Origin of the sequence: Microlunatus spumicola, assembly GCF_039536445.1 — a bacterium.
Lineage (GTDB): Bacteria > Actinomycetota > Actinomycetes > Propionibacteriales > Propionibacteriaceae > Microlunatus > Microlunatus spumicola.
Map to the genome: position 1 here is coordinate 484,809 of NZ_BAAAYR010000004.1, position 23,947 is coordinate 508,755.

The following is a 23,947-nucleotide window of genomic DNA, read 5'->3' on the forward strand; positions in this document are numbered from 1 at the left end:
GTCCGACGTGCTCGACCCCGGGCGGCTAGTCCGGGACGGGGTTGAAGTCGCCGCCGTCGACCCGGTGCACGACGAACCGGGCCGCGCGGCGCCCGTCGAGCTCCCCGACGCGCAGGGAGATGCTCACGGGCTCGGCCTCCTCGTCGTCGAGGGGCTGGCCCTCGGCGACCGCGGAGTCGCCGACCGCGGGCAGCTGGCCGAGCTGGGCCATGAAGAAGCCGGCGACGGTGTCGTACGGGCCCTCGGCGAGGCTGAAGCCCGTCTTCTCCGCGAACTCCTCGAGCGTCGTCAACCCGTCGATGCTCAGGTTGCCGCGCACGCCCGGGCGCTCGGGCTGGACGACGTCGTACTCGTCGGTGATGTCGCCGACGAGCTCCTCCACGAGGTCCTCCATCGTCACGATGCCGGCCGTGCCGCCGTACTCGTCGACGACGATCGCGAGGTGCGAGCGGTCGCGCCGCATCTCCGACAGGGCGTGCAGCACGCGGACGGTGTCGGGCATCCGCAGCACCGGGCGGGCCAGGTCGGAGACGCGGGTGTTCCGGGTGCTCACGTCGGGGTCGAGCAGGTCGCGCACGTGCACGAAGCCGAGGACGTCGTCCGCGGAGTCCCCCGTCACGGGGTAGCGGGAGTGCGGCGAGCGCAACAGCTCCCGCACCGCCTTGTGGGCCGGCATGTCGCCCGAGATGAAGTCGACCTCGGTGCGCGGCAGCATCACCTCGCGCAGGCTGCGCTCCCCGGCGTCGAAGACGTCGTCCACGATCCGGCGCTCCTCCGCGCCCAGGGTGCTGGAGCCGCTGACCAGCGCACGGATCTCCTCGTCGCTGACCTCCTCACGGCCCGCGGACGGGTCGCCGCCGAGGAGCTTGACCAGGAAGTTCGTGGACACGCCGAGCAGCCAGATCACCGGCCGCAGGACGCGGGCGACGAGGTCGACGAACGGCGCCAGGGCCATCGCGTACGACTCGGTGCTCTGCAGCGCCAGCCGCTTGGCCGTCAGCTCCCCGACCACGATCGACACGTACGAGATGAGGATGGTGATGACGATCAGCGCGACCGTCGAGGCGACCTGCTCGGACAGCCCGAACCACCGCACGAGCAGCGGCGAGACGGCGGCCTCGAGCGTGGCACCACCGAAGGCGGCGCTCAGGAAGCCGGTGAGGGTGACGCCGATCTGGACGGCGGAGAGGAAGCGGTTGGGGTTCTCGTTGAGCCGGGCGACGGCCTGGCCGCGACGGCCGTGGTGGGCCATCTGCTTGATCTGGCTCTCGCGCAGCGAGACCAGGGACATCTCCGCGGCGACGAAGACCCCGCTGACGAGGATGAGGAGGAGGACGACGAGGGCGTCGACGAGCGTGCGGTTCATCGCGGGTGGTCCACGGTGGGTTCAGGTGCTCCTTCAGAAGCGGACATCGAGGGTAGCGACCCGCCTGCGCGACGCACCGGACGAGTCCAACGCGGGACCCCGCCGAGTCGATACCACAGGGGGTCCCTGCCGGGCCAGCCGAGGCGGGTGACAAGATTCACCCACGCGGGAGAGCATGACGAAATACCCTCCGGCGTACTAAGCATGCCAAGATTCAGCCATGACTCTTCGCGTCAGCGTCATCGGCACCAGCTATCTGGGAGCCACGCACGCCGCCGGTATGGCCGAGTTCGGCCACCAGGTGGTCGGCATCGACATCGATGAGGACAAGGTCAAGATCCTCAACGCCGGCCAGTCCCACATCTTCGAGGTCGGGCTCGAGCCGCTGCTGGAGAAGCACACGGCCACCGGCCGCCTGCGCTTCACCACCGACTACACCGAGATCGCCGACTGGGCCGACGTCCACTTCCTCGCCCTCGGCACCCCCTCGCAGCCGGACGGCAAGGCGGACCTCCGCCAGCTCTACTCGGCGATCGAGAGCCTCGCGCCGCTGCTGACCGAGCCCTGCCTCGTCGTCGGCAAGTCGACCGTCCCCGTCGGCACCGCGATGCAGCTCGAGGCCCGGATCCGCGAGCTCGCCCCGGCCGGCGACCAGGTCGAGGTCGCCTGGAACCCCGAGTTCCTCCGCGAGGCGTACGCCGTCGAGGACACGCTGCACCCGGACCGGCTCGTCTTCGGCACGCACTCCCAGCACGCGCTGGACGTGCTCGCCGAGATCTACGCCCTCCCGCTCAGCGACCGCACCCCGGTCGTCCGCTGCGACATCGCGACCGCCGAGCTCATCAAGGTCGCCGCGAACTCCTTCCTCGCGACCAAGATCAGCTTCATCAACGCCATGGCGCAGATGTGCCAGGCCGCCGGCGGTGACGTCACCCTGCTCGCCGACGCCATCGGGTTCGACAAGCGCATCGGGCGCGAGTTCCTCAACGCCGGCCTCGGCTTCGGCGGCGGCTGCCTGCCCAAGGACATCGCGGCCCTCGCGGTCCGCGCCGACGAGCTCGGCGTGCACGTGCTGAGCGACTTCATCCACTCGGTCGAGGCCATCAACGCCGGCCAGCGCAACGAGATCGCCGACCTGGCCATCGAGCAGGCCGGCGGCGACGTCACCGGCAAGCGCATCGCCGTCCTCGGCGCCGCGTTCAAGCCGGGCACCGACGACACCCGCAACAGCCCCGCGCTCACGGTGGCCGACCGGCTGCACGAGGCGGGCGCCGACGTCCGGATCTACGACCCCGAGGCCCGGCTCCCTCCCCGCGAGGGCTTCACGCAGGTCGCCAGCGTCGAGCAGGCCATGCTCGGCGCCGAGATCGTGCTGCACCTGACCGAGTGGCCCGAGTTCCGTCAGCTGGACCCGGAGAAGCTCGGCCACCTGGTCAAGAGCCAGATCATCATCGACGGCCGCCTCAAGCTGCACGCCCCCACCTGGCGCAACGCCGGCTGGAAGCTCGTGCAGATCGGCCGCGCCGCCACGATGTGATCCGCGGGTCCTGTCCGGACCCCACGCTGTGCCCGACGGGCGTCCTCGTACGAGGGCGCCCGTCGTCGCGTCTCGGGCCTCGACCAGGATGGTGCGCATGAAGCACCTGCGCATCGCGACCGCCGCCGAGCAGAGCGCCGACTTCCGGCGCGTGCTCTGGACCGGCGAGCACACCCAGATCGTCAGCATGACCATCCCGCCGGGCGGCGAGATCGGCGAGGAGACCCACCCCGACAACGACCAGATCCTGATCTTCCTGAGCGGCGTGGGCGAGGCCCGCATCGACGGGGAGGTCGAGCCGGTCACCGACGGCGACCTCGTGTGCGTCCCGGCCGGCGCCCTGCACAACTTCGTCAACACCGGCCCGAACCCGCTCGTCCTCTTCACCGTCTACGGCCCGCCCGACCACGCCCCCGACGCGGTGCACCACACCAAGGAGGAGGCCGACGCCGCGGAGGAGTCGGGCGAGGACGAGCCCCCCGCCTGACCACTCAGAACTCGACCCACGCCGTTTGACGGGTGACGACCGCCGGTCCGGGCGCCGGTGCCTGGAGGAGGAGCGGGTGACGACACGCTTCTCCGTCGTCACCGGCGACGACGAAGGCATCGGGTCAGAGCCCGGGCCGCGCCCGAGCGGGGCGAGGGCAGATAGGTTTGTCACGTGAACGACGCGACGATCATCTACACCCACACCGACGAGGCGCCGATGCTGGCGACCTACTCCCTGCTGCCGATCATCCAGGCCTTCACGAGCCAGGCGGGCGTGGAGGTCGAGACCCGCGACATCTCGCTGTCGGGGCGGATCATCGCCCAGTTCTCCGACCGGCTGCCCGCCGACCAGCAGGTCGAGGACGCGCTCGCCGAGCTCGGTGAGCTGGCGAAGACGCCGCAGGCGAACATCATCAAGCTTCCGAACGTCTCGGCCTCGGTCCCCCAGCTCAAGGCGGCGGTCGCCGAGCTGCAGTCCCAGGGCTACGCGCTGCCGGACTACCCCGACAACCCGACGACCGACGAGGAGCGCGACGTCCGCGCCCGGTACGGCCGGGTCATGGGCAGCGCGGTCAACCCCGTGCTCCGCGAGGGCAACAGCGACCGGCGCGCGCCCGCGTCGGTCAAGGGCTACGCCCGCTCGCACCCGCACTCGATGGGCGCCTGGTCGCCCGACAGCAAGACGAACGTCGCGCACATGACCGCCGACGACTTCCGCTCGAGCGAGACCTCCGCCGTGGTCGCCGAGGCCGGTTCGCTGCGCATCGAGCTCGTGGGCGAGGACGGCACGACCACGGTCCTCAAGGACAAGGTGGCGGTCCGCGCCGGCGAGGTCGTCGACGCCACCGCCATGCACGTGGCCGCGCTGGACGCCTTCCTGGCCGACCAGATCGCGCGGGCCCGCGCCGAGGGCGTGCTCTTCTCGGTGCACCTCAAGGCCACGATGATGAAGGTCTCGGACCCGATCATCTTCGGCCACGTGGTCCGGGCGTTCCTGCCCGAGGTGTTCGAGCGCTACGGCGACGTGCTGCTGCCCGCCGGCCTGAACGGCAACAACGGCCTCGGCGCGATCCTCGCCGGCCTGGACGCGCTGCCGCAGGGCGACGAGATCCGCGCCGCGATCGACGCCGGCCTGGCCGCCGGTCCCCCGCTGGCGATGGTCGACTCCGACCGCGGCATCACCAACCTGCACGTGCCCAGCGACGTCATCGTCGACGCCTCGATGCCGGCGATGATCCGCATCGGCGGCCACATGTGGGGCCCCGACGGCGCGGAGGCCGACACCCTCGCGGTGATCCCGGACTCCTCGTACGCCGGCATCTACCAGGTCGTCATCGACGACTGCCGGGCCAACGGCGCGTACGACCCCACGACCATGGGCTCGGTGCCGAACGTCGGCCTGATGGCCATGGCCGCCGAGGAGTACGGCAGCCACGACAAGACGTTCGAGGTCGACCGGCCGGGCACCGTCCGCGTCGTCGCCGAGGACGGCACCACCGTGCTCGAGACCCCGGTCGCCGCCGGCGACGTGTGGCGCATGTGCCAGACCAAGGACGTGGCCATCCGCGACTGGGTCAAGCTGGCCGTGAGCCGCGCCCGCGCCACCGGCAGCCCGACGGTCTTCTGGCTCGACGCCGACCGCGCGCACGACGCGAACCTGATCCGCCTGGTGCAGACGTACCTCGCCGACCACGACACCGAGGGCCTGGAGATCTCGATCCTGCCGCCCGTCGAGGCGACGGCCTTCTCGCTGGAGCGGATCCGCCGCGGCGAGGACACGATCTCGGTCACCGGGAACGTGCTCCGCGACTACCTGACCGACCTCTTCCCGATCCTCGAGCTGGGGACGTCGGCCAAGATGCTCTCGGTCGTCCCGCTGATCAACGGCGGTGGCCTGTTCGAGACGGGCGCCGGCGGTTCGGCGCCCAAGCACGTGCAGCAGCTCGTCCGCGAGGACTACCTGCGCTGGGACAGCCTGGGCGAGTTCCTGGCGCTCGCGGTCAGCCTCGAGCACCTCGCCCAGTCGACCGGGAACGCCCGCGCGCAGGTGCTGGCCGACACGCTCGACCGGGCGACGGGGACCTTCCTCAACGAGAACCGCTCCCCCGGTCGTCGCCTCGGCACCATCGACAACCGCGGCAGCCACTACTACCTCGCCCGCTACTGGGCCGAGGAGCTCGCGGCGCAGACCGACGACCCCGAGCTGGCGGCGGCGATGAAGGACACCGCCCGGCGCCTGGCGGAGGACGAGCAGACGATCGTCGGCGAGCTCGCCGCGGTCCAGGGCAACCCCGTCGACATCGGCGGCTACTACCGCCCCGACGTGACCAGGGTGCGCGAGGTGATGACCCCGTCGGCGACGCTGAACGCGGTCCTCACCGACCTGAACGCCTGATCGGCCCCACGTCGTGACCGCGTCCGGCGAGCAGCGTCACGGGATCTCCCTGAGCTCCCTGGACGACCAGCTGTTCGCCGGCGCGGACGCGACCAAGCGCGACCTGCTCGACCACCTCGAGGCCGTCGCGGACGTCATGCTGCCCGGCCTCGTGGACCGGCCGCTCTCGGTGATCCGGGTGCGGCCCGGGCAGCCCGCGTTCATGCAGAAGAACCTGCCCGCGTACGCCCCGGCCTCGATCCGACGCGTCCCGCAGTGGTCGGAGGCGTCGCACCGGGAGGTCGCGTACGCCGTCGCCGAGGACGTGACCGCGCTCGTGTGGTTCGGGAACCAGCGGGCGGTCGAGTACCACGTCCCGCTCTACCGGCTGGCCGAGCCGGACCGGCCCACGGCCCTGGTGCTCGACCTCGACCCGCCCGAGGGGACCGGCTTCGACGTCGTCGTGGCCGCGGCGCGGGTGGTCCGGCACGCGCTCGACGAGGCCGGGCTGGTCGGGGCGGTGAAGACCAGCGGTTCCAAGGGCGTGCACGTCGTCGTGCCGCTGGGCCCCACCACCACGACCGACGCGGCGGCCGCGACGCGGGCGCTGGCCGTGCGCGCCGAGCGGGCCGACCCCGCGCTGACCACCACCGCGTACCTCAGGGAGGACCGAGACGGGAAGGTGTTCCTCGACCCCACCCGGGTCGGGGGCGGGACGCTGGCCGCCGTCTACAGCCCGCGGGTCCGGCCCGGCACGGCGGTCTCCTTCCCGGTGGCCTGGGACGACCTCGACGCCGTGACGCCGGCCGATTTCACCGTCCGGACGGTCCTCGGGCTGCTGAACGGCCGGCCGTCCTGGGAGGAGCACCTCCCCGCGCCGCAGGAGCTGCCCGCGGACCTCGTCGCCGAGGGCCACGAGATCCCCGTCGCGCGCGTCCTGGCCATGCACGAGGGCAAGCGCCGCAAGCGCGCCCGGGAGGCCGGCGGCGGCGACGCGGCGAAGTGACCGTTCGACCGCACGGCGCGGAGCCGTCGAGGCTCACGCCGGCGCACTGAGGCCAACGAGGGGTCAGAACTCCGCGACGTCGGCGACGACTCCCGCGACGACGACCGCGTCGACGCGGTCCTGCGGGCGCTGAGCGGCCTCGTAGGCGTCCTCCGCGGGCATCCACCGCTCGACCCACTGCTCCCGCATGGCCTCGCCGTCGCGGGCGAGCGCGCGGGCCAGGCGCACGTCGGCGGGCGCGTCGACCCAGAGCGTGACGTCCCAGGGGACGCCGAGGCGCACGTCGGTGCTCGAGACGCCCTCGACCACGACCGGGACGCCGACGGGCACCTCCGACCAGCCGGCCGAGGCGTCGGTCCCCCAGTCCCACCGCTCGTAGCGCGCGGGACGCCCCTGCCGCAGCGCCGTCAGCACCTGCTCGACGAACCGGTCGCGCTCCCAGGTCTCCACCGACGGTCGCGCGAAGTCGTCCACGTGCACCACCACGGCCCCGGGCAGCGCGGCCGCCACCACCGCCGCGAGCGTGGTCTTGCCCGAGGCGCCCTTGCCGTCGATCCCCACCCAGCGGGTGCCGCCCAGCCCGGCCAGGCACCCGTGGACGAACGCCGGCACCTCGTCCGCCCGGATCCGGACCCCCACCTGACCTCCGTACGCCGACGCCCGTCGACTAGCGTCGGTCAGGTTAACGGCGCCCCGAGGGCGCCAGCACCGATGCGAGGAGACCCGTGAGCACACCCGTGAAGATCGCCGTCACCGGAGCAGCTGGGCAGATCTGCTACAGCCTGCTGTTCCGGATCGCGAGCGGCGAGCTGCTCGGTCGGGACCAGCCCGTGCAGCTGCGCCTGCTGGAGATCACGCCGGCGCTCAAGGCGCTCGAGGGCGTCGTGATGGAGCTCGACGACTGCGCCTACCCGCTGCTCGACTCCGTGGTGATCGGCGACGACCCCAACCACGTCTTCGACGGCGTGAACCTCGCCTTCCTCGTCGGCGCCCGCCCGCGCAGCAAGGGCATGGAGCGCGGCGACCTGCTTGAGGCCAACGGCGCGATCTTCAAGCCGCAGGGCCGCGCGCTGAACGACCACGCCGCCGACGACGTCAAGGTCCTCATCACCGGCAACCCGGCTAACACCAACGCGCTCATCGCGCTGAGCAACGCCCCCGACATCCCCGCCGAGCGCTTCAACGCCCTCACCCGCCTGGACCACAACCGGGCCGCGGGCCAGCTGGCGATCAAGGCGGGCGTGCCCGTCGCCGACGTCAGCCACGTGACCATCTGGGGCAACCACTCCGCCACGCAGTACCCGGACGTCTTCAACGCCCGGATCCGCGGAGAGCAGGCCTCGACGGTCATCGACGACACCGCGTGGCTGGAGAACGACTTCCTGCCGACCGTGCAGAAGCGCGGCGCCGCGATCATCGAGGCCCGCGGGGCGAGCTCCGCGGCCAGCGCGGCGAAGGCCACGATCGACCACATGCACGACTGGGTCCTCGGCACGCCCGAGGGCGACTGGGTCTCCATGGCCGTGCCGTCCGACGGCTCGTACGGCGTCCCCGAGGGCATCGTCAGCTCCTTCGCCTGCACGACCGCGGACGGGTCGTACACGATCGTCGAGGGCCTCGAGGTCAGCGACTACTCGCAGGCCAAGATCGACGCCACCGTGGCGGAGCTGACCGAGGAGCGCGACGCGGTCCGCTCCCTCGGCCTGGTCTCCTAGACCGTCGGTCCGGACGGGCGCGCGGCGCCCGTCCGGACACCGTCCCGCGGGCGTCGGACCACGGCACCGACCCGCTCATGCGCCATGAGCGAGCCGAACGAGCCGAAGAGGGACGAGCCCAGCGGTCAGTCCAACCCCTACGAGCAGCCGGGATCGAGCGAGTCCGGGAGCGGGTCCTCCGCGACGCCGGGCCCGTCCTCGTACGGCTCGAGCGAGCAGCCCGCCCAGCCCGACCAGGGCTACGGCCAGCCCGGGTCCGGCTACGGCCAGCAGCCCGACCAGGGCTACGGACAGCAGGGCGGTTACGGCCAGCCCCAGGGCGAGTACGGGCAGCAGAGCGGTGAGTACGGCCAGCCCCAGGGCGGCGAGTACGGGCAGCCGGGCCAGTACGGGCAGCAGCCCGGCGAGTACGGCCAGCCGGGTCAGCAGGGTGGCGAGTACGGCCAGCAGGGCCAGTACGGCCAGCCGGGCGAGGCGAGCCCGTACGGGCAGCCGGCCCCCTACGGCCAGCCCGCGCCCTACGGCCAGCCGTCGCCCTACGGCGGCGCCTACCAGGGCGGCTACGGCATGGCCCCGCAGACGCACCCGTCGGGCACCACGGTCCTGGTGCTCGGCATCCTCGGGCTCGTCGTCTGCTTCGTGTGCGGCATCTTCGCCATCACCACGGGCAACAAGGCGCTCAAGGAGATCGACGCCAACCCGGCGGCCTACAACAACCGGTCGACCGTCGTCACCGGCCGCATCCTCGGCATCATCGGGGTCGTGCTCTGGGGCATCTTCATTGTGGTCTACGGCCTGATCGCCGTGGTCGCGATCTCCCAGTCGAGCTGACCCCCGCGGCGTCCTCCTCGTCCCCGTCGGCCTAGCGGCCGGCGGGGACGACGACGCTCAGGACCAGGATCGCGCCGCCGGCGAGCAGCATCACGCCGACGTCGAAGGCCTTGCTGCGCACGCGCAGCAGCCCCGCCCGCCGCGTGGACAGCACGAGCCGCAGCAGGGCGCCCAGGACGAGCGCCCCGCCGACGACCAGGCAGCCGGCCCGCCAGGTGTCGGGGCCCAGCAGGGCCGCGACGACGCCGCCCAGGACCAGGGCGGAGACGAGCAGCAGCGGCCACTGGCGGCGGGGACGGACGGAACCGCCCCCGACCGGGTCGCGCTGGCGTGTCCCGGGACCCACGCCCCTGACCTCAGCGAGCCGAGGCCAGCGCCTCGGCCCGCTCGACGACGTTCGTCAGCAGCATCGCCCGCGTCATCGGACCCACGCCGCCGGGGACCGGGGCGACCCAGGAGGCCACCTCGCGGACGCTCGGGTCGATGTCGCCGACCAGGCCGGCCTCGGTCCGGGTGATGCCGACGTCGACGCAGACCGCGCCCGGCTTGACCATGTCGGCCGTGATCAGGCCCGGCCGACCGGCCGCGGCGATGACGATGTCGGCCCGACGGGTGTGCTCGGCGACGTCGACGGTGCCGGTGTGGCAGAGCGTCACGGTCGCGTTCTCGCTCTTGCGGGTGAGCAGCAGGCCGAGCGGGCGCCCGACGGTGGTCCCGCGGCCGATCACGCAGACCTCGGCACCGCTGAGCCCGATGCCGTTGCGCCGCAGCAGCTCGACGATGCCGCGCGGGGTGCAGGGCAGCGGCCCGGGCTCGCCGAGGACCAGGCGCCCCAGGTTGACCGGGTGCAGCCCGTCCGCGTCCTTGCCCGGGTCGACGAGCCCGAGGGCCCAGCCGTCGTCCAGGGCGCCCGGGAGCGGCAGCTGGACGATGAAGCCGGTGCAGGCCGGGTCGTCGTTGAGCTCGCGGATCCGGCTCTCGAGCTCCGCCGCGCTGGTCGACGCCGGCAGCTCGACCTCGATCGAGGCGATGCCGACCTGCGCGCAGTCGCGGTGCTTGCCCCGCACGTACGAGTGCGAGCCGGGGTCGTCACCGACGAGCACGGTCCCGAGCCCGGGCACGATGCCCTGCTCGGCGAGCGCGGCCACCCGCTCCTTGAGCTCGGCCTTGATGGTGGCGGCCAGCGCCTTGCCGTCCAGCGTCTCTGCGGTCATGGGTCCTACCTCCGGTCGTTCCGGTGCGTGGTCGTACGGGTCCGGGCTCGCGCCCGGGGGTGCGGCTCAGTGGTAGAAGTGCCGCGCCCCGGTCAGGTAGAGCGTGGCGCCGGCGGCGCGGGCGGCCTCGACGACCTCGTCGTCCCGGACCGAGCCGCCGGGCTGCACCACGGCCTTCACGCCGGCCTCGAGCAGGATCTGCAGGCCGTCCGGGAAGGGGAAGAAGGCGTCCGACGCCCCGACGGAACCGGCCACCCGGTCCCCCGCCCGGGCCACCGCGAGGCGGCTCGAGTCGACCCGGTTGACCTGGCCCATGCCGATGCCGACGGAGGCGCCGTCGTGGGCGAGCAGGATCGCGTTGGACTTGACCGAGCGGCACGCCTTCCAGGCGAACTCGAGGTCGGCCAGCGTGGCCGCGTCGGCCGGCTCGCCGCAGGCCAGCGTCCAGCCCGCGGCCGTGTCGTGCTCGGCGTCGACGGTGTCGCGCTCCTGGACGAGCAGGCCGCCGTCGATCCGGCGGAACTCGGTACCGCCGGGGGCCAGCGGCTCCACGACCAGGATGCGGATGTTCTTCTTGCGGGCCAGGACCTCCACCGCGCCGTCCTCGTAGCCCGGCGCCAGGATCACCTCGGTGAACACCTCGGCGACCTGCTCGGCCATGGCCACGCTGACGGGCACGTTCGTGGCGATGACGCCGCCGAAGGCCGAGACGGGGTCGCAGGCGTGCGCCTTGCGGTGCGCCTCCGCGACGTCCGCGCCCACCGCGATGCCGCAGGGGTTGGCGTGCTTGATGATCGCGACCGCCGGGTCGGTGAAGTCGTACGCGGCCCGGCGCGCGGCGTCGGCGTCCACGTAGTTGTTGTAGGACATCTCCTTGCCGTGCAGCTGCTCCGCACCGGCCAGGGAACCGTCCTCCCCCGCCGTGCGGTAGAGCGCGGCGGCCTGGTGCGGGTTCTCGCCGTAGCGCAGCGTGGCCGACTTGTCCCAGGTGGCGCCGGTCCAGGCCGGGAACCCGTCGCCGCCGCTGGAGTCGGTCAGGACGCTGCCCATCCAGGAGGCGACCGCGACGTCGTATGTGGCCGTGTGCACGAAGGCCGCAGCCGCGAGACGCCGGCGCTGGTCGAGCGTGGTCCCGCCGGCGGCGAGCGCTTCGGTCAGCTCGCCGTACTGCTCCGGGGAGGTCAGCACGGCCATGTTCGCGTGGTTCTTGGCGCTGGCCCGGACCATCGCGGGCCCGCCGATGTCGATCTGCTCGATGCACTCCTCCTCCGAGGCGCCCGAGGCGACGGTCTGGGTGAACGGGTAGAGGTTGCTCACCAGCAGCTGGAAGGGCGCGATGCCGAGCTCGTCGAGCTGGCTGCGGTGGGTCTCGAGGCGCAGGTCGGCCAGCAGGCCCGCGTGCACCTTCGGGTGCAGGGTCTTCACGCGGCCGTCGAGGCACTCGGGGAAGCCCGTCACGTCCTCGACGGCGGTGACCAGCAGGCCGGCGGCGGCGATGGTCTTCGCGGTCGAGCCGGTGGAGACGATCTCGACGCCGGCCTCGACGAGGCGCGCGGCCAGGTCGGTGAGGCCGGTCTTGTCGTAGACCGAGACGAGGGCGCGCCGCACGGGGATGCGGTCGCCGGCGGTCGGGGTGGTGGGTGCGGTCTGTGCGGTCACTGGTCCCAGTGGACCTTCCTGCCGACCACGCGCCAGGGGCGGGTGACCAGCGCGTGGGTGGTGGAGACGAGCAGGTCGCGCTCGGCGACCTTGATCCGTTCGTGCAGGGAGTCGACGGTGTCGTCGTCGAGGACGGGCACCACGGCCTGGTCGAGCACGACGCCGGTGTCGACCCCGGCGTCGACGAGGAACACGGTGGCCCCGGCGACCTTGACCCCGTACGCGAGCGCGTCGCGGGGGCCGTGCATGCCGGGGAAGGCGGGCAGCAGGGCCGGGTGGGTGTTGATCATGCGGCCGCCGAACCGGGCCAGGAAGCCCGGGCCGACGAGCTTCATGAAGCCGGCGCTGACCACCAGGTCGGGCGCGTACGCGGCCACCCGCTCGGCGAGCGCGGCGTCCCAGGCGGCCCGGTCGGCGCCGGCGTCGAGCGGGTGCACGAAGGTCTCGACCCCCGCCGCGGCGGCCCGCTCCAGCCCGAGGACGCCGGGCCGGTCGCCCCCGACGGCGACGACCTCGGCGCCGTACGCGGGGTCCGCGCTCGCGTCGAGGAGGGCCTGGAGCAGCGTCCCGGTGCCCGACAGGAGGACGACCAGCCGGGCCGGGGTGGTTCCGGTCCGCTCTACGAGGTCGGGCTGGGCGGGGTCGGGCACGGCGGCCACCCTACCGAGGGATCTCCTGGGTCTCTTCCGTCGCGTCGTCGACCCCGGTGCGCCCGACCACCTCGGTCTGCTCCAGGTCGGCGCGGTCCTCCGCGTCCACGACGTCGGCACCGTCGTCCGTGGCCTCCGCGGTCCCGGCCGCAAGGCGGCCCAGGTGCCGCACGATCCCGACCACGGCCCCGGTGATGACGCCGGACAGCCCGAGCGTCGTGGTGCTCATCACCAGCAGCGGGAGCAGGCGCGGTCCCAGGCCGGTCAGCCGGACCGACCCCAGGTCGCCGCTCGTGGTCCAGGCCAGCCCCGTGAACACCAGCCCGGCGACCACGCCGGCGAGCCCGCCGAGCAGGGTCGAGAGGTCGATCCGGCGGGTGCCGCCGTCGCGCAGCACGAGCCAGGCGGCCAACGCGCCCGCGACCGCGCCGCAGACGAGCCACCACAGCTGCAGGGTGCTGCCCGGGCCCTCGGCCGGCAGCGCGCCGAGCAGCGGCAGGCCCGGCAGCACGCCGATCGAGGTGGCGGCGGGCGCGACCACCGAACCGTTGCCCAGGCTGAAGCCGGCGCCCAGCGCGTACGAGCCGGACCAGACGACGGCGTTGGGCAGCACGCACGCCTGGAGGACCACGAGCAGCGCGGTGCCGGCCGAGCCGGCGCGGAGGGCGTCGTTCAGGTCGACGACGCGGTCCCAGCCGGTGACGAGGCCGAGGACGAGGACGGCGACGCCGGCCAGCAGCAGCACCCCCACGGCGCCGGCCACGGCGCGCGGCAGGCCGGCGACCGCGACGGGCCAGGTGGACCCCACGGGCCGCCCGACCCCGCGGCCGGCGCCGACCCGGGCGGCGAGCAGGAGGACGAGGACGACGGCGGCCCAGCGGCCCGGCGCGCGCCAGGGCTCGCCGAGGAAGACCGCGGTGCCGAGCACGGGCAGCGCGTACGCGAGCGTCACGACGAGGGCCACGACGAGCGGGCCGGTGCTGCCGGCGGGCGCGACCCGGCGGGAGGCGTACGCGCCGAAGCGCCACAGCAGCGCGGCGGTCACGGCGGTGAGGCCCCAGGGCACCAGGCTGACGTCGAGGCCGCCGACGCCGACGGGCACGCCGCCGCCCAGCAGCCACAGCCGGGTCCCGAGCTCGAGGGCCGCCGGGAGCCCGGCGTCGTCGCCCATGAGCCAGCCGAGGACGACCAGCCCGCTCACCAGGACCCACCCGGCGGCGGCCGTGGCGAGGCCGCCCACGACGGCGGCGACGGGCCAGCTGACGGGGTCGACGTCGGTGCGGTCGTCCTCGCGGACGGCCTCGGATGCCTCGAGGACGAGGCGGTGCCGCTCGCTCGTGTCGGGACGACGGGGGGAGGTCAACGAAGCCATGTCCGACCCATCGTTTCCCACGCCCGCCTCCCGACGAGGGCGGGACACGCCCCACCAGGGGTAAAGTTTGGTGGTCCTCGCCTGAGGTGGATCCGACGCCCGGGCTCAGCACCGACGATGACGTGGCGTCGCGGTGTGCCCGTACTGACCACGAGCAACAGCCACGAGGAGCACGTTCCAGCCCATGGCCGACGACCGATCCAAGCCCCGCCCGCGCCGCGCCTTCGGCGCCGGCGACCCGACGACGGGCAGCCCGGACCCCGAGGCCCCGACGACCCCGGACGCCGGCGCGACGGGCCCGGCGGAGGACGCCGGGACGACCTCGCCCGGAGGCACGCCGACGGCGGGCACGGCCGGCGCGGCCGGGACGGGCACCGACGCCGACGGCCGCACCGGCGACGACGAGCCCCGCCCGATCTTCCGCGAGGCCGCGCCGGACGCCGACGCGGCCACCGTGCGCACCCCCTCCGACGACGAGCCCGACGAGGCCGGGCCGACCCGCGCCGGCCGCCTGAACTTCACGCCGCGCCCGCGCCCGGTCGAGGACGACGCGACGACCCTGCTGCCCCGCACGACGGGCCGTGGCGACGACCGGACCGGTCGGCCCGTATCCGCCCTGGACGACGACGAGCTGGACGACCGGCCGCGGCGCCTCGGCAGCCGCGCCCGCCTGGCCCTCCTGGTCGGCGCGGTCGCGGCCGTGGTGGTCGTCGGCCTGGCGATCGGCTACGCCGTCGTCGGGGTGCGCGACCAGCCCGCCGCCGGGAGCGACCCCGGCCAGACCGCGACCGGGGCGACGGCCGCGCCCGGCTCCCCCGCGCCCACGGCCCTGCTCGAGGACACCTCGATGCTCGCCCCCGAGGGCGCCCGCTCCATCAGCTCGAAGCGCACCTGGACCGCGGGCACGACCGTGCGCGGCCCGGTCCCGGACGGGTCCGGCCCGGCCTGCCTCGGCAGCGACCCGCTGGAGGGCGCACCGACCGCCCAGCAGACGATCACGCGCACCCTCGCGGCCAGCGGCGACGGCGGCCCGACCGCGCTGCACGTGGCCCAGGCGTACGCGTCGGTGGAGGACGCCACCCAGGCGTTCACGGTGACGGCCCGCGCGCTCGGCACCTGCGCGGTGCCCGGGGACTGGCTGTTCACGGGACGCTCCGTCGAGGGCGTCGGGGACGCCTCGACCGCCGTGGCGGTGAAGTCGACCGACGGCGACGCCCGCACCCAGCACTGGGTCGTCATGAGCCGCACCGGCCGCGCCCTCGACGTCGTCGACGCCGCGACGCCGGGCAAGACCGCCCTGAACGTCAACGACGTGACCAAGGCCCTGTCCTCGGTCGTCGCCACCCAGTGCACCGCCGCCGGCGGGACCTGCCCGACGACGGTGAGCACCAAGGACAGCCCACCGCCCGCGGGCGGCGACGAGCCGGGCTTCCTCGCCACCGGCGACCTGCCGCCCGTCGGCTCGAACACCGCCCCCTGGGTCGGCACGCCGGTCGAGGCGCCGAGCGAGGACTTCTCGGGCTCGCAGTGCGAGTCCGTGAACTGGTCGACCACAGCCGCCACGGACAAGAGCTCGCGGGTCTACCTGCTGCAGGACGTCCCGGGCATCTTCGGGCTGAACGAGATCGTCCTCACCGCCCGCGACGCGGCCAGCGCGACCAAGCTCGTCGACAAGGTCCGGAGCGACTGGTCGAGCTGCAAGGAGCGCAAGCTGACCGCGACCGTCGACTCCCCGACCAAGGTCACGGGCGTCGCCTCCGCCGACGGCACCCCCGTCACCGGCTGGACGACCGAGGTCGAGCAGAAGGCGGGCAGCACGACGACCCGCTTCCGGGTCGGCATCGCCGCCTCCGGCGACAAGGTCGCCTTCGTCTTCCTCAACCCGCAGAAGGGCCTCGACGTCGACGGCGACGACTGGAACACCGTCGCGGTCCGCGCCGTCCAGCGCGCGACGCAGCAGTCCTGACCCACCCCCTCCACCGGGCGACGCACCGGACCCAGGTCGGTTGACGGGCCGGGCGGGAGCCCGGAGGGTGTGCTCGTGCTGATCGAGCGGCTCGCGCTGCGGCGGGGTCCCCTGCGTTCCGCGCTGACCCTGCTGGCCGTCGCGGCCACCGCGGTCGGGGTGCTGGAGATCGCGCTCACGGTGGGGCACGCCACCGAGCACATGGTCCTCGCGGCCTCGCTCCCCGCGTCCGGGGCGGGCTTCGTCCTCGTCGGGGCCCTGGCGTGGAGCCGGCGTCCGTCGAACCGCACCGGGCTGCTGCTCTGCGTGACCGGCCTGCTGGTCCTCGGGGCCTCGCTCGCCGACACCGGTCTGCCGGCACCCCTCGAGGGGCTCGGCCTCCTGCTCGCCGAGACCCCGATCCCGGCCGCCCTGCTCGTGGTCCTCGCCTTCCCGTCGGGGCGGGTGGCGGCCCGCTTCGACCGGGGCCTGGTGGTCGCCCTGACGGTCGCGGTCCTCGTCCGCCAGCTGCCGGTGGTCCTGCCGGGCCCGGACCTCGAGGGGCTGCGCACGGCCTGCTCCCTCGTCGGCGCCGCGATCCTCGTCGTCGCCGTGGTGCGGCTGGCCCGGCGGGTCCGCGCCGCCCCGTCCGGGACCGGCGAGCGCTGGGTGCTGTCGGTCGTCTACGGCTACGGCATGGCGCTGCTGCTGTTCCTGCCCTTCAGCGCCCGGGTCCTGACCCCCCTGCTCGACCTCGACGCCACGACCCTCGGGGTGGTCCAGGCGGTCGGCCTCGCGGTCCTGCCGTTCGTGTTCGCGGCCGGGGTGCTGCGCGGCGGGTTCGCCCGCACCGGCGACCTCGAGGACCTGGCGGCCTGGCTCGGGTCCCGCGGCCAGGTCGACGACTCCGTACGCGACCTGCTCGCCTCCACGCTGGGCGACCCCTCGCTGGAGGTCCTGTTCTCCCGGCCCGCCAGCGGGCGGCTCATCGACGGCGACGGCCGGGCGGCTTCCCTCCACCTCGACCCGGACCGCGGGGCCGTCCGCGTACTCGGGCGCGGCGGGGCGGACGCCGGGGTGACCCTCACCTACGACCAGACCCTGTTCGGCGACCCCTCGCCGGTCGAGCAGGCGGGCCGGGTGCTCGCGGTCGCGCTCGAGCGCGAACGTCTCCGGGCCGAGCTGCTGGCCGAGCAGGAGGCGCTACGGACCTCCCGGGCCCGCGTCGTCGAGGTCGCCGACGGGCAGCGCCGCCAGCTGGCCCAAGACCTGCACGACGTGCTCCAGAGCCGCCTGACCCTCGCCGCCCTGCACGCCGGGCGGCTGGCCGCGGCCTCGCACGACGAGGCCACGCGCACCGACCTCGACCGGCTCCGCCGCGAGCTGGACGTGCTGATCACCGAGTTCCGTCACGTCGTGCACGGGGTCATGCCCGCCCTGCTCCTCGAACGGGGCCTGCCCGCGGCCGCCGAGGACCTCGTGGACCGGCTGCCCGTCCTCGCCCGCCTCGAGGTCGTCGGCGCAGGCACGCTGCCGCCGGCGCTGGCCACGAACTCCTACTTCATCCTGGCCGAGGCCCTCACCAACGCGGTCCGGCACGCGCGGGCCACCGTGCTGCACGTCGTGGTGGCGGAGCGCGACGGCTCGCTGCACCTGTCCGTGCGCGACGACGGCGTGGGTGGGGCCCGGCCGACGGGCGCCGGGCTGCGCGGCATCGCCGACCGGGTCGAGGCGCTCGAGGGCCGGCTCGACGTGCACAGCCCCGTGGGCGGCGGCACGCACGTCGAGGTGGTGCTCCCGTGCGCGTCGTGATCGCCGAGGACGAGTCGCTGCTGCGCCAGGGGCTGGTGCTGATGATGGAGGCGGCCGGCTTCGACGTGGTCGCGACGGCCGCCACCGCACCCGGCCTGCTGGAGGCCGTGGGCCGCGGACGTCCCGACGTCGTGCTCACCGACCTGCGGATGCCGCCCAGCCTCGCCGACGACGGGCTCCGCGCGGCGATCCGGATCCGCACCGAGCACCCGGGCACCGGGGTCGTCGTCCTCTCCCAGTTCGTCCAGCGGCGCTACGCGGTGGAGCTGATCGGGTCCAACCCGGCCGGGGTCGGCTACCTGCTCAAGCAGCGGGTCGCGGACGTCGACCAGTTCACGGCCGACGTGCGCCGCGTCGCCGAGGGCGCGACCGCGCTCGACCCCGACGTCGTCGAGGTGATGCTCGCCCGGGTGAGCCGCGCGGACAGCGCCGTCGAACGGCTGACCGGTCGCCAGCGCCAGGTCCTCGCCCTCATCGCCGAGGGGCGGACCAACGCCGCGATCGCCGGACGCCTCGGCGTGAGCGAGCGTGGCGTCGTCGCGCACATCTCGAACATCTACGCCGAGCTGGGCCTCCCCGACGGCGCCGACGACCACCGCCGGGTGCTCGCCGTGCTGCGCTACCTCGCGCGCTGAGCGACCGGGCGCTAGACCTTGAGGTCGCGCCGCCAGGCGGTGTAGCTGCCGACCGAGGTCGTGCCCGGCCGGGCGAGCCAGAGCCACGGGTGGACCTCGACGGGCTGCAGCGCGGCGGCCCGGCGGTGCCAGCCGGGCACCGGGGTCCAGGTCGCGGCGAGCCGGCGGCCGCGCAGCTCCTCCACGACGTCGCCCCGCCGGACCTCCAGGGCACGACGCCCGGCGAGGTCGCCGAGGGTCTGGGCCAGGAACACCAGGCGCTTGCCCGACAGCCGGAGCCGCGCGAGGAGCGGCTCGTCGAAGACGAACACCGCCGGCCGGGTCTCGTCGTGCGCCAGCGCCGGGTCGGAGTCACCGAGCGACTCCGCGGTCAGCCACACGACCTCGCCGCCCTCGCCCTCGACCGCGTCCGGGCCCGCCGGGACGGGCCCCTTGGTCAGGTCGGCGCGGTCCGGCACCCGCTCCAGCCGCACCTCGGGCCACTCCTCGATCGGGCACGCGTCGCGCAGCGGGCAGCGCCGGCACAGCTGCGGCGCCCGCTTCTGCACCTGCCAGCGGCTGAAGCCGTACGCCTTGGAGCTGCCGGTGCCGGTGGTCCACTGCCAGCCCAGGCCGTTCGCGGCCCGCGAGCCGTCGAGCAGGTGCACGAACATCTCCTGCTCGCCCTCGCGCCAGTCGGCGCCCGCCCGGACGGCCCACTGGGAGGCCAGCCACATGCGGGTCTGGTTCACGACCCAGCCCTCGTCGTGCAGCTCGCCGACGACGAAGTCCATGCAGGCCATCGAGCGGTCCCAGGCGGGGCGGTCCCAGGTCTGCCGGCCCTCGGTCGGCGACTGGTTGCGGAGCGAGGAGCGGAGGCGGCTGCCGAGACGGGAGTAGAGGTGGCGGGCGTACTCCTGCCACAGCAGCTCGTCGCGGAAGCGCTTGCGGTCGAAGGACGGGGCGTCCTGCACCGCGGCCCAGACGCGCGGCAGCGGCAGCAGGCCGTAGCGGATGTACGGGGAGAGCCGGCTCGATCCACGGCGCTCCTCGGGCAGCACGGTGCTGCGCGTACGCGCGTAGCCGTCGATGTCCAGCGTGGCCAGGGCCGCGTCCGCCGCGGCCTGGCCGCCGTCGAAGCCGCCGGCCCGGACGCCGTCGGGCCCCTCGAGCGTCAGGTCACCGAGGTGCTCGGCGACCCACCGCTCGACGTCCGCCACGCTCGCGCCGTCGGCCGTGGACGGGGGGACGGGTAGCAGCGGCACGGGTGAGAGTTCGTCGGGTCAGGCCCTCCCGGATGCCGACGCCCCCCGGAACGACGAACGGGTGGGATCCCGCACCATCGCGGTGCGCGATCCCACCCGTCGTCGGTGAGCGGAGCGGCTAGAGGGCCGCGATGACCTCGCGCATGATCTGCGCGGTCTCGCTCGGGGTCTTGCCGACGCGCACGCCGGCGGCCTCGAGGGCCTCCTGCTTGCCCGCGGCGGTGCCCGCGCCGCCGGACACGATGGCGCCGGCGTGCCCCATGGTCTTGCCCTCCGGCGCCGTGAACCCGGCGACGTAGCCGACGACCGGCTTCGTCACGTTCGCCTTGATGAACTCGGCCGCCCGCTCCTCGGCGTCGCCGCCGATCTCGCCGATCATGACGATCGCGTCGGTGTCGGGGTCGGCCTGGAACGCCGCGAGCGCGTCGATGTGCGTCGTCCCGATGACCGGGTCGCCGCCGATCCCGACCGCGGAGGAGAAGCCGATGTCGCGGAGCTCGTACATCATCTGGTAGGTCAGCGTGCCGGACTTGCTGACCAGCCCGATGCGTCCGGGCGGGGTGATGTCGGCCGGGATGATGCCGGCGTTGGACTGCCCGGGAGAGATCAGGCCGGGGCAGTTCGGGCCGATGAGGCGGGTCTTCGAGCCCTGCGAGAGGGTGAAGAACTCGGCGGAGTCCTTGACCGGGACGCCCTCGGTGATCACGACGGCGAGCGGGATCTCGGCCTCGATGGCCTCGACGACGGCGCCCTTGGTGAACTTGGCCGGCACGAAGATCACGGTGACGTCCGCGCCTGTGGCCTCCATGGCCTCGCCGACGGAGCCGAAGACGGGGACGCTCGTGCCGTCGAAGTCGACGGACTGCCCGCCCTTGCCGGGGGTCACCCCGCCGACGATCTTGGTGCCCGAGGCCAGCATCCGGGCGGTGTGCTTGCGGCCCTCGGACCCGGTCATGCCCTGGACGATGACCTTGCTGTCAGCGTTGAGGAAGATCGACATTCTCTGTGCTCCTGTTGCTTGCGCGCTGGTGGTCGGGGGCGGTCAGGCGGCGGCCGGCTGCGAGGCCAGCTCGGCGGCCCGGGCGGCGGCGCCGTCCATCGTGTCCACCTGCTCGAGGCCGGAGAGCCCGGCGTCGACGAGGATCTGCCGGCCCAGCTCGGCGTTGTTGCCGTCGAGGCGCACCACGACCGGCTTGGTGACGGCCTCGCCGCGGCTCTCGAGCAGCGCGTACGCCTGCACGATCCCGTTGGCCACCGCGTCGCAGGCGGTGATGCCGCCGAAGACGTTCACGAACACGCTCTTCACCTGGGCGTCGCCGAGGATGATCTCGAGGCCGTTCGCCATGACCTCGGCGCTCGCGCCGCCCCCGATGTCGAGGAAGTTCGCGGGCTTGGGCGCACCGGGCAGCCCGGAGCCGGCGTACGCGACCACGTCGAGCGTGCTCATGACGAGCCCCGCGCCGTTGCCGATGATGCCGACCGAGCCGTCGAGCTTGACGTAGTTGAGGCCCTTGGCCTTGGCCGCCGCCTCCAGCGGGTCCTCCGCGGAGGTGTCGGCCAGCCCCGCGTGGTCCGGGTGCCGGAACGCCGCGTTCTCGTCGAGGGAGACCTTGCCGTCGAGGGCGACGATGCCGCCGGAACCCGTCTTGATCAGCGGGTTGACCTCGACCAGGGTCGCGTCCTCGCTCTCGTACACGCCGCCCAGCAGCTGCAGGACACGCTCGAGCTCGGTCGCCACGTCGGCGTCGAAGCCGGCCGCCGCGACGATCTCCTTGGCCTTGGCCTCGTCGATGCCGACCATCGGGTCGACCGGGATCCGGGCCAGGGCCTCGGGGCGCTCGACGGCGAGCTGCTCGATCTCCATGCCGCCCTCCTTCGAGCACATCGCGAGGTAGCGGCGGTTCGCGCGGTCGAGCAGGAGGGAGAAGTAGTACTCCTCGGCGATGTCGGCGCCCTCGGTGACCATGACGGTCTCGACGGTCAGGCCCTTGATGTCCATGCCGAGGATCTCGGCGGCCTTCTCGCCGGCCTCCTCGGGCGAGCGGGCCAGCTTGACGCCGCCCGCCTTGCCGCGGCCACCCGTCTTGACCTGCGCCTTCACCACGACCACCGGCGTGCCTAGCTGGCGGGCGGCCTCGACCGCCTGCTCCGGCGTGGTGGCGGTGATGCCGCGCAGGACCGGGACGCCCCGGGCCTCGAAGATGTCGCGCGCCTGGTACTCGAACAGGTCCATCCGTGGTCCTCCTGAGGCGCCTGCGTGAACGGCGCCGAGTCGATCGTGGTCGATCGACGAGCCTACGTGGGTCCTACCCGACCTCGCGCTCCGGGACGTGCTCGCGGACCCAGGCGACGATGTCGGCCATGCTCGCGCCCGGCCCGAACACCCCGGCGACGCCGCGCTCCAGCAGCTCCGCCCGGTCGGCCTGCGGGATGATCCCGCCCCCGAAGACGACGATGTCGGACGCGTCCTCCGCGGCCAGCAGGTCGAGCACCCGGGCGAACAGCGTGAGGTGGGCCCCGGAGAGCACGGAGAGCCCGATCGCGTCGGCGTCCTCGGCCAGCGCGGTGGCGACGATCTGCTCGGGCGTCTGGTGCAGGCCGGTGTAGATGACCTCCATGCCGGCGTCGCGCAGCGCCCGGGCGACGACCTTGGCGCCGCGGTCGTGGCCGTCGAGGCCCGGCTTGGCCACCACGACGCGCCGCGGGACGGTCCGCTGCGGACCCGTCCGGCGGTCTTGCGTCGGCCCCGGCACCATGCCGTTCAGCCTAGTCAGGGCCCGGCCGCGGGCACCGGCCCGGGTCCCGCCGCGTACGGAGCGGGTGACCTCCCGGCGGGCGGTCACCCGGACCGGGGACACGAGGGTCGCGAATCGGTCACGATCCGCTCGGGCGGACCCTCGCCGACCTAGAATTACGGACGTCGAAGAGTGGGGCGTGCGCATCGCTGGGTAGGCCGTCGGGGCGCCTTCGACGTCTCCGTCCCCGGCGTTCAGAACAAGGGAACCGACGTGTCCACCACCGCCACGCTGCACCGGGCGTCCCACCAGGCCTGGAGCGAGCAGCGCACGCTCGCGACCAACACCATCCTCGCCCTGCTGATCGCCGTCGTGGGCCTGCTGGCGGCCGGTTCCCTGCCGCTCACCACCGACGCGGACGCGGGCACCACCCGCCCGGCGCGCGTGCAGAGCACCCCGGCCGACCCCGCCGCCGCCGCGCGTCGCAGCACCGCCCTCCAAGCCGCCCTGCTCGCCGAGGTCGCCGCCCAGCGCGGTGACGCGCTCGCCAAGGACGCCCAGCTCGTCGCCCGCGCCTCGCTGACCGCCGCCGGCACCGCCCGGCAGCAGCAGCTCTCGGCCGAGCAGGCCGCCACGCAGACCGCCGCAGCCGCGATCGCCGCGCAGAAGCTCGCCGCCGCGGTCGCCGCGCGCCAGGCCGCCGTGGACGCCGGCCTGCAGGCCGACCCGACCGCCGTCGACCCCACGCTCCCCGACCCGACGCTCACCGGCCAGGCGACCGTCCCGGTCACCGGCACCGTGGGTTCCCTGCCGCCGGGGACCAAGGGCGCGCTGCCGATCTCGACCGGCGTCGTCGGGTCGAAGTTCGGCGCCCGCGGCAGCTGGTCCAGCTACCACACCGGTCTCGACTTCCGGGCCGCGTACGGCACCCCGATCCACGCCGTGCTGCCGGGCGTCGTCGTCTTCGCCGGGAACTCGGGCGACTGGGCCGGCAACCACGTCGCCGTCCGCCACACCGACGGTCACACGACGATGTACTCGCACATGTCGCGGATGTCCGCCACCGTCGGCCAGACCGTGCAGGCCGGCGAGGTCATCGGCTACGTCGGCGAGACCGGCCGGGCGTTCGGGGCGCACCTGCACTTCGAGCTCTACCCGACGGGCGTGCGCTACGGCGACGTCTACAAGGCGGTCGACCCCACGCCCTGGCTCCGCAGCATCGGCGTCGTCACGCACTGACCGCCGTGGGCGTCTCGGCGCCCCGCACGTCGAGGTAGTACCAGCTTCAACAGTGGTATGAGAATGTTTTGCCTCTCGTTACGGTTCCGTTATGGTTTTCGAGGCCCGCTCGCTGCACCCCCCT

General features: G+C 73.9%; 21 protein-coding genes. 10 read left to right on the forward strand and 11 right to left on the reverse strand.

Going from position 1 to position 23,947, the window contains the following annotated elements; genetic code table 11:
- Window positions 1–25 precede the first annotated feature (25 nt).
- Window positions 26–1,366, reverse strand: a complete 1,341-nt coding sequence (locus tag ABD665_RS15340) for a CNNM domain-containing protein (RefSeq protein WP_204913494.1) — start codon at window positions 1,364–1,366, stop codon at window positions 26–28.
- A 220-nt stretch (window positions 1,367–1,586) separates the two neighbouring features.
- Here ABD665_RS15340 and ABD665_RS15345 point away from each other — a divergent pair, with 220 nt between their 5' ends.
- The 4 genes from ABD665_RS15345 (at window position 1,587) to ABD665_RS15360 (ending at window position 6,772) form a co-directional block, all read left to right on the forward strand.
- Complete coding sequence (locus ABD665_RS15345; RefSeq protein WP_204913495.1) at window positions 1,587–2,903, forward strand: nucleotide sugar dehydrogenase; 1,317 nt, start codon at window positions 1,587–1,589, stop codon at window positions 2,901–2,903.
- A gap of 97 nt (window positions 2,904–3,000) precedes the next feature.
- Window positions 3,001–3,390, forward strand: a complete 390-nt coding sequence (locus tag ABD665_RS15350; RefSeq protein ID WP_344742496.1) for a cupin domain-containing protein — start codon at window positions 3,001–3,003, stop codon at window positions 3,388–3,390.
- Between the two features lie 174 nt (window positions 3,391–3,564).
- Window positions 3,565–5,787 carry an NADP-dependent isocitrate dehydrogenase gene (locus tag ABD665_RS15355; protein ID WP_204913497.1) on the forward strand — a complete coding sequence of 741 codons (2,223 nt, stop codon included), beginning with the start codon at window positions 3,565–3,567 and terminating at the stop codon, window positions 5,785–5,787.
- A gap of 13 nt (window positions 5,788–5,800) precedes the next feature.
- Complete coding sequence (locus tag ABD665_RS15360; RefSeq protein WP_344742497.1) at window positions 5,801–6,772, forward strand: DNA polymerase domain-containing protein; 972 nt, start codon at window positions 5,801–5,803, stop codon at window positions 6,770–6,772.
- Between the two features lie 63 nt (window positions 6,773–6,835).
- On the opposite strand, the gene ABD665_RS15365 is transcribed toward ABD665_RS15360, so the two are convergent.
- Window positions 6,836–7,411: a hypothetical protein gene (locus ABD665_RS15365; protein ID WP_204913498.1), complete on the reverse strand. Its 576-nt coding sequence runs from the start codon at window positions 7,409–7,411 to the stop codon at window positions 6,836–6,838.
- 86 nt (window positions 7,412–7,497) lie between these two features.
- Here ABD665_RS15365 and ABD665_RS15370 point away from each other — a divergent pair, with 86 nt between their 5' ends.
- Both ABD665_RS15370 and ABD665_RS15375 read left to right on the forward strand, forming a co-directional pair.
- Window positions 7,498–8,487 (forward strand): malate dehydrogenase, encoded by a 990-nt coding sequence (locus tag ABD665_RS15370; protein ID WP_204913499.1) that lies wholly within the window; start codon window positions 7,498–7,500, stop codon window positions 8,485–8,487.
- Between the two features lie 84 nt (window positions 8,488–8,571).
- On the forward strand, window positions 8,572–9,318 hold the full coding sequence (locus tag ABD665_RS15375) for a DUF4190 domain-containing protein (RefSeq protein WP_204913500.1): 747 nt from the start codon (window positions 8,572–8,574) through the stop codon (window positions 9,316–9,318).
- A gap of 31 nt (window positions 9,319–9,349) precedes the next feature.
- Here ABD665_RS15375 and ABD665_RS15380 read toward each other — a convergent pair whose 3' ends face one another.
- The 5 genes from ABD665_RS15380 to ABD665_RS15400 form a co-directional block, all read right to left on the reverse strand.
- Entirely contained in the window at window positions 9,350–9,664 is a 315-nt protein-coding gene (locus ABD665_RS15380) for a DUF3017 domain-containing protein (RefSeq protein WP_204913501.1), read from the reverse strand.
- A gap of 10 nt (window positions 9,665–9,674) precedes the next feature.
- Window positions 9,675–10,532, reverse strand: coding sequence for a bifunctional methylenetetrahydrofolate dehydrogenase/methenyltetrahydrofolate cyclohydrolase (locus ABD665_RS15385; protein ID WP_204913502.1), 858 nt, complete (start codon window positions 10,530–10,532; stop codon window positions 9,675–9,677).
- 66 nt (window positions 10,533–10,598) lie between these two features.
- Complete coding sequence (gene purH, locus ABD665_RS15390; RefSeq protein ID WP_204913503.1) at window positions 10,599–12,191, reverse strand: bifunctional phosphoribosylaminoimidazolecarboxamide formyltransferase/IMP cyclohydrolase; 1,593 nt, start codon at window positions 12,189–12,191, stop codon at window positions 10,599–10,601.
- Window positions 12,188–12,841, reverse strand: coding sequence for a phosphoribosylglycinamide formyltransferase (gene purN / locus ABD665_RS15395; protein ID WP_204913504.1), 654 nt, complete (start codon window positions 12,839–12,841; stop codon window positions 12,188–12,190). The genes purH and purN overlap by 4 nt, the downstream gene beginning before the upstream one ends.
- Window positions 12,842–12,851: 10 nt before the next feature.
- Window positions 12,852–14,213: a cell division protein PerM gene (locus ABD665_RS15400; protein WP_204913505.1), complete on the reverse strand. Its 1,362-nt coding sequence runs from the start codon at window positions 14,211–14,213 to the stop codon at window positions 12,852–12,854.
- A gap of 184 nt (window positions 14,214–14,397) precedes the next feature.
- Here ABD665_RS15400 and ABD665_RS15405 point away from each other — a divergent pair, with 184 nt between their 5' ends.
- From ABD665_RS15405 to ABD665_RS15415, 3 genes are all read left to right on the forward strand, one after another.
- Window positions 14,398–16,179, forward strand: coding sequence for a hypothetical protein (locus ABD665_RS15405; RefSeq protein ID WP_204913506.1), 1,782 nt, complete (start codon window positions 14,398–14,400; stop codon window positions 16,177–16,179).
- A 75-nt stretch (window positions 16,180–16,254) separates the two neighbouring features.
- Window positions 16,255–17,970: an ATP-binding protein gene (locus ABD665_RS15410; protein WP_204913507.1), complete on the forward strand. Its 1,716-nt coding sequence runs from the start codon at window positions 16,255–16,257 to the stop codon at window positions 17,968–17,970.
- A complete protein-coding gene (locus ABD665_RS15415) occupies window positions 17,958–18,605 on the forward strand; it encodes a response regulator (protein ID WP_204913508.1) in 648 nt (215 codons plus the stop codon). Before ABD665_RS15410 ends, ABD665_RS15415 begins: the two co-directional genes overlap by 13 nt.
- Window positions 18,606–18,616: 11 nt before the next feature.
- On the opposite strand, the gene ABD665_RS15420 is transcribed toward ABD665_RS15415, so the two are convergent.
- The 4 genes from ABD665_RS15420 to ABD665_RS15435 form a co-directional block, all read right to left on the reverse strand.
- On the reverse strand, window positions 18,617–19,849 hold the full coding sequence (locus ABD665_RS15420) for an FAD-binding domain-containing protein (RefSeq protein ID WP_344742498.1): 1,233 nt from the start codon (window positions 19,847–19,849) through the stop codon (window positions 18,617–18,619).
- A gap of 118 nt (window positions 19,850–19,967) precedes the next feature.
- On the reverse strand, window positions 19,968–20,849 hold the full coding sequence (gene sucD, locus ABD665_RS15425) for a succinate--CoA ligase subunit alpha (RefSeq protein ID WP_204913509.1): 882 nt from the start codon (window positions 20,847–20,849) through the stop codon (window positions 19,968–19,970).
- Window positions 20,850–20,891: 42 nt separating this feature from the next.
- Entirely contained in the window at window positions 20,892–22,082 is a 1,191-nt protein-coding gene (gene sucC, locus ABD665_RS15430) for an ADP-forming succinate--CoA ligase subunit beta (RefSeq protein ID WP_204913510.1), read from the reverse strand.
- Between the two features lie 73 nt (window positions 22,083–22,155).
- Window positions 22,156–22,605: a cobalamin-dependent protein gene (locus ABD665_RS15435; RefSeq protein WP_204913511.1), complete on the reverse strand. Its 450-nt coding sequence runs from the start codon at window positions 22,603–22,605 to the stop codon at window positions 22,156–22,158.
- Between the two features lie 252 nt (window positions 22,606–22,857).
- Here ABD665_RS15435 and ABD665_RS15440 point away from each other — a divergent pair, with 252 nt between their 5' ends.
- Window positions 22,858–23,823: a peptidoglycan DD-metalloendopeptidase family protein gene (locus tag ABD665_RS15440; RefSeq protein ID WP_204913512.1), complete on the forward strand. Its 966-nt coding sequence runs from the start codon at window positions 22,858–22,860 to the stop codon at window positions 23,821–23,823.
- Window positions 23,824–23,947 lie beyond the last annotated feature (124 nt).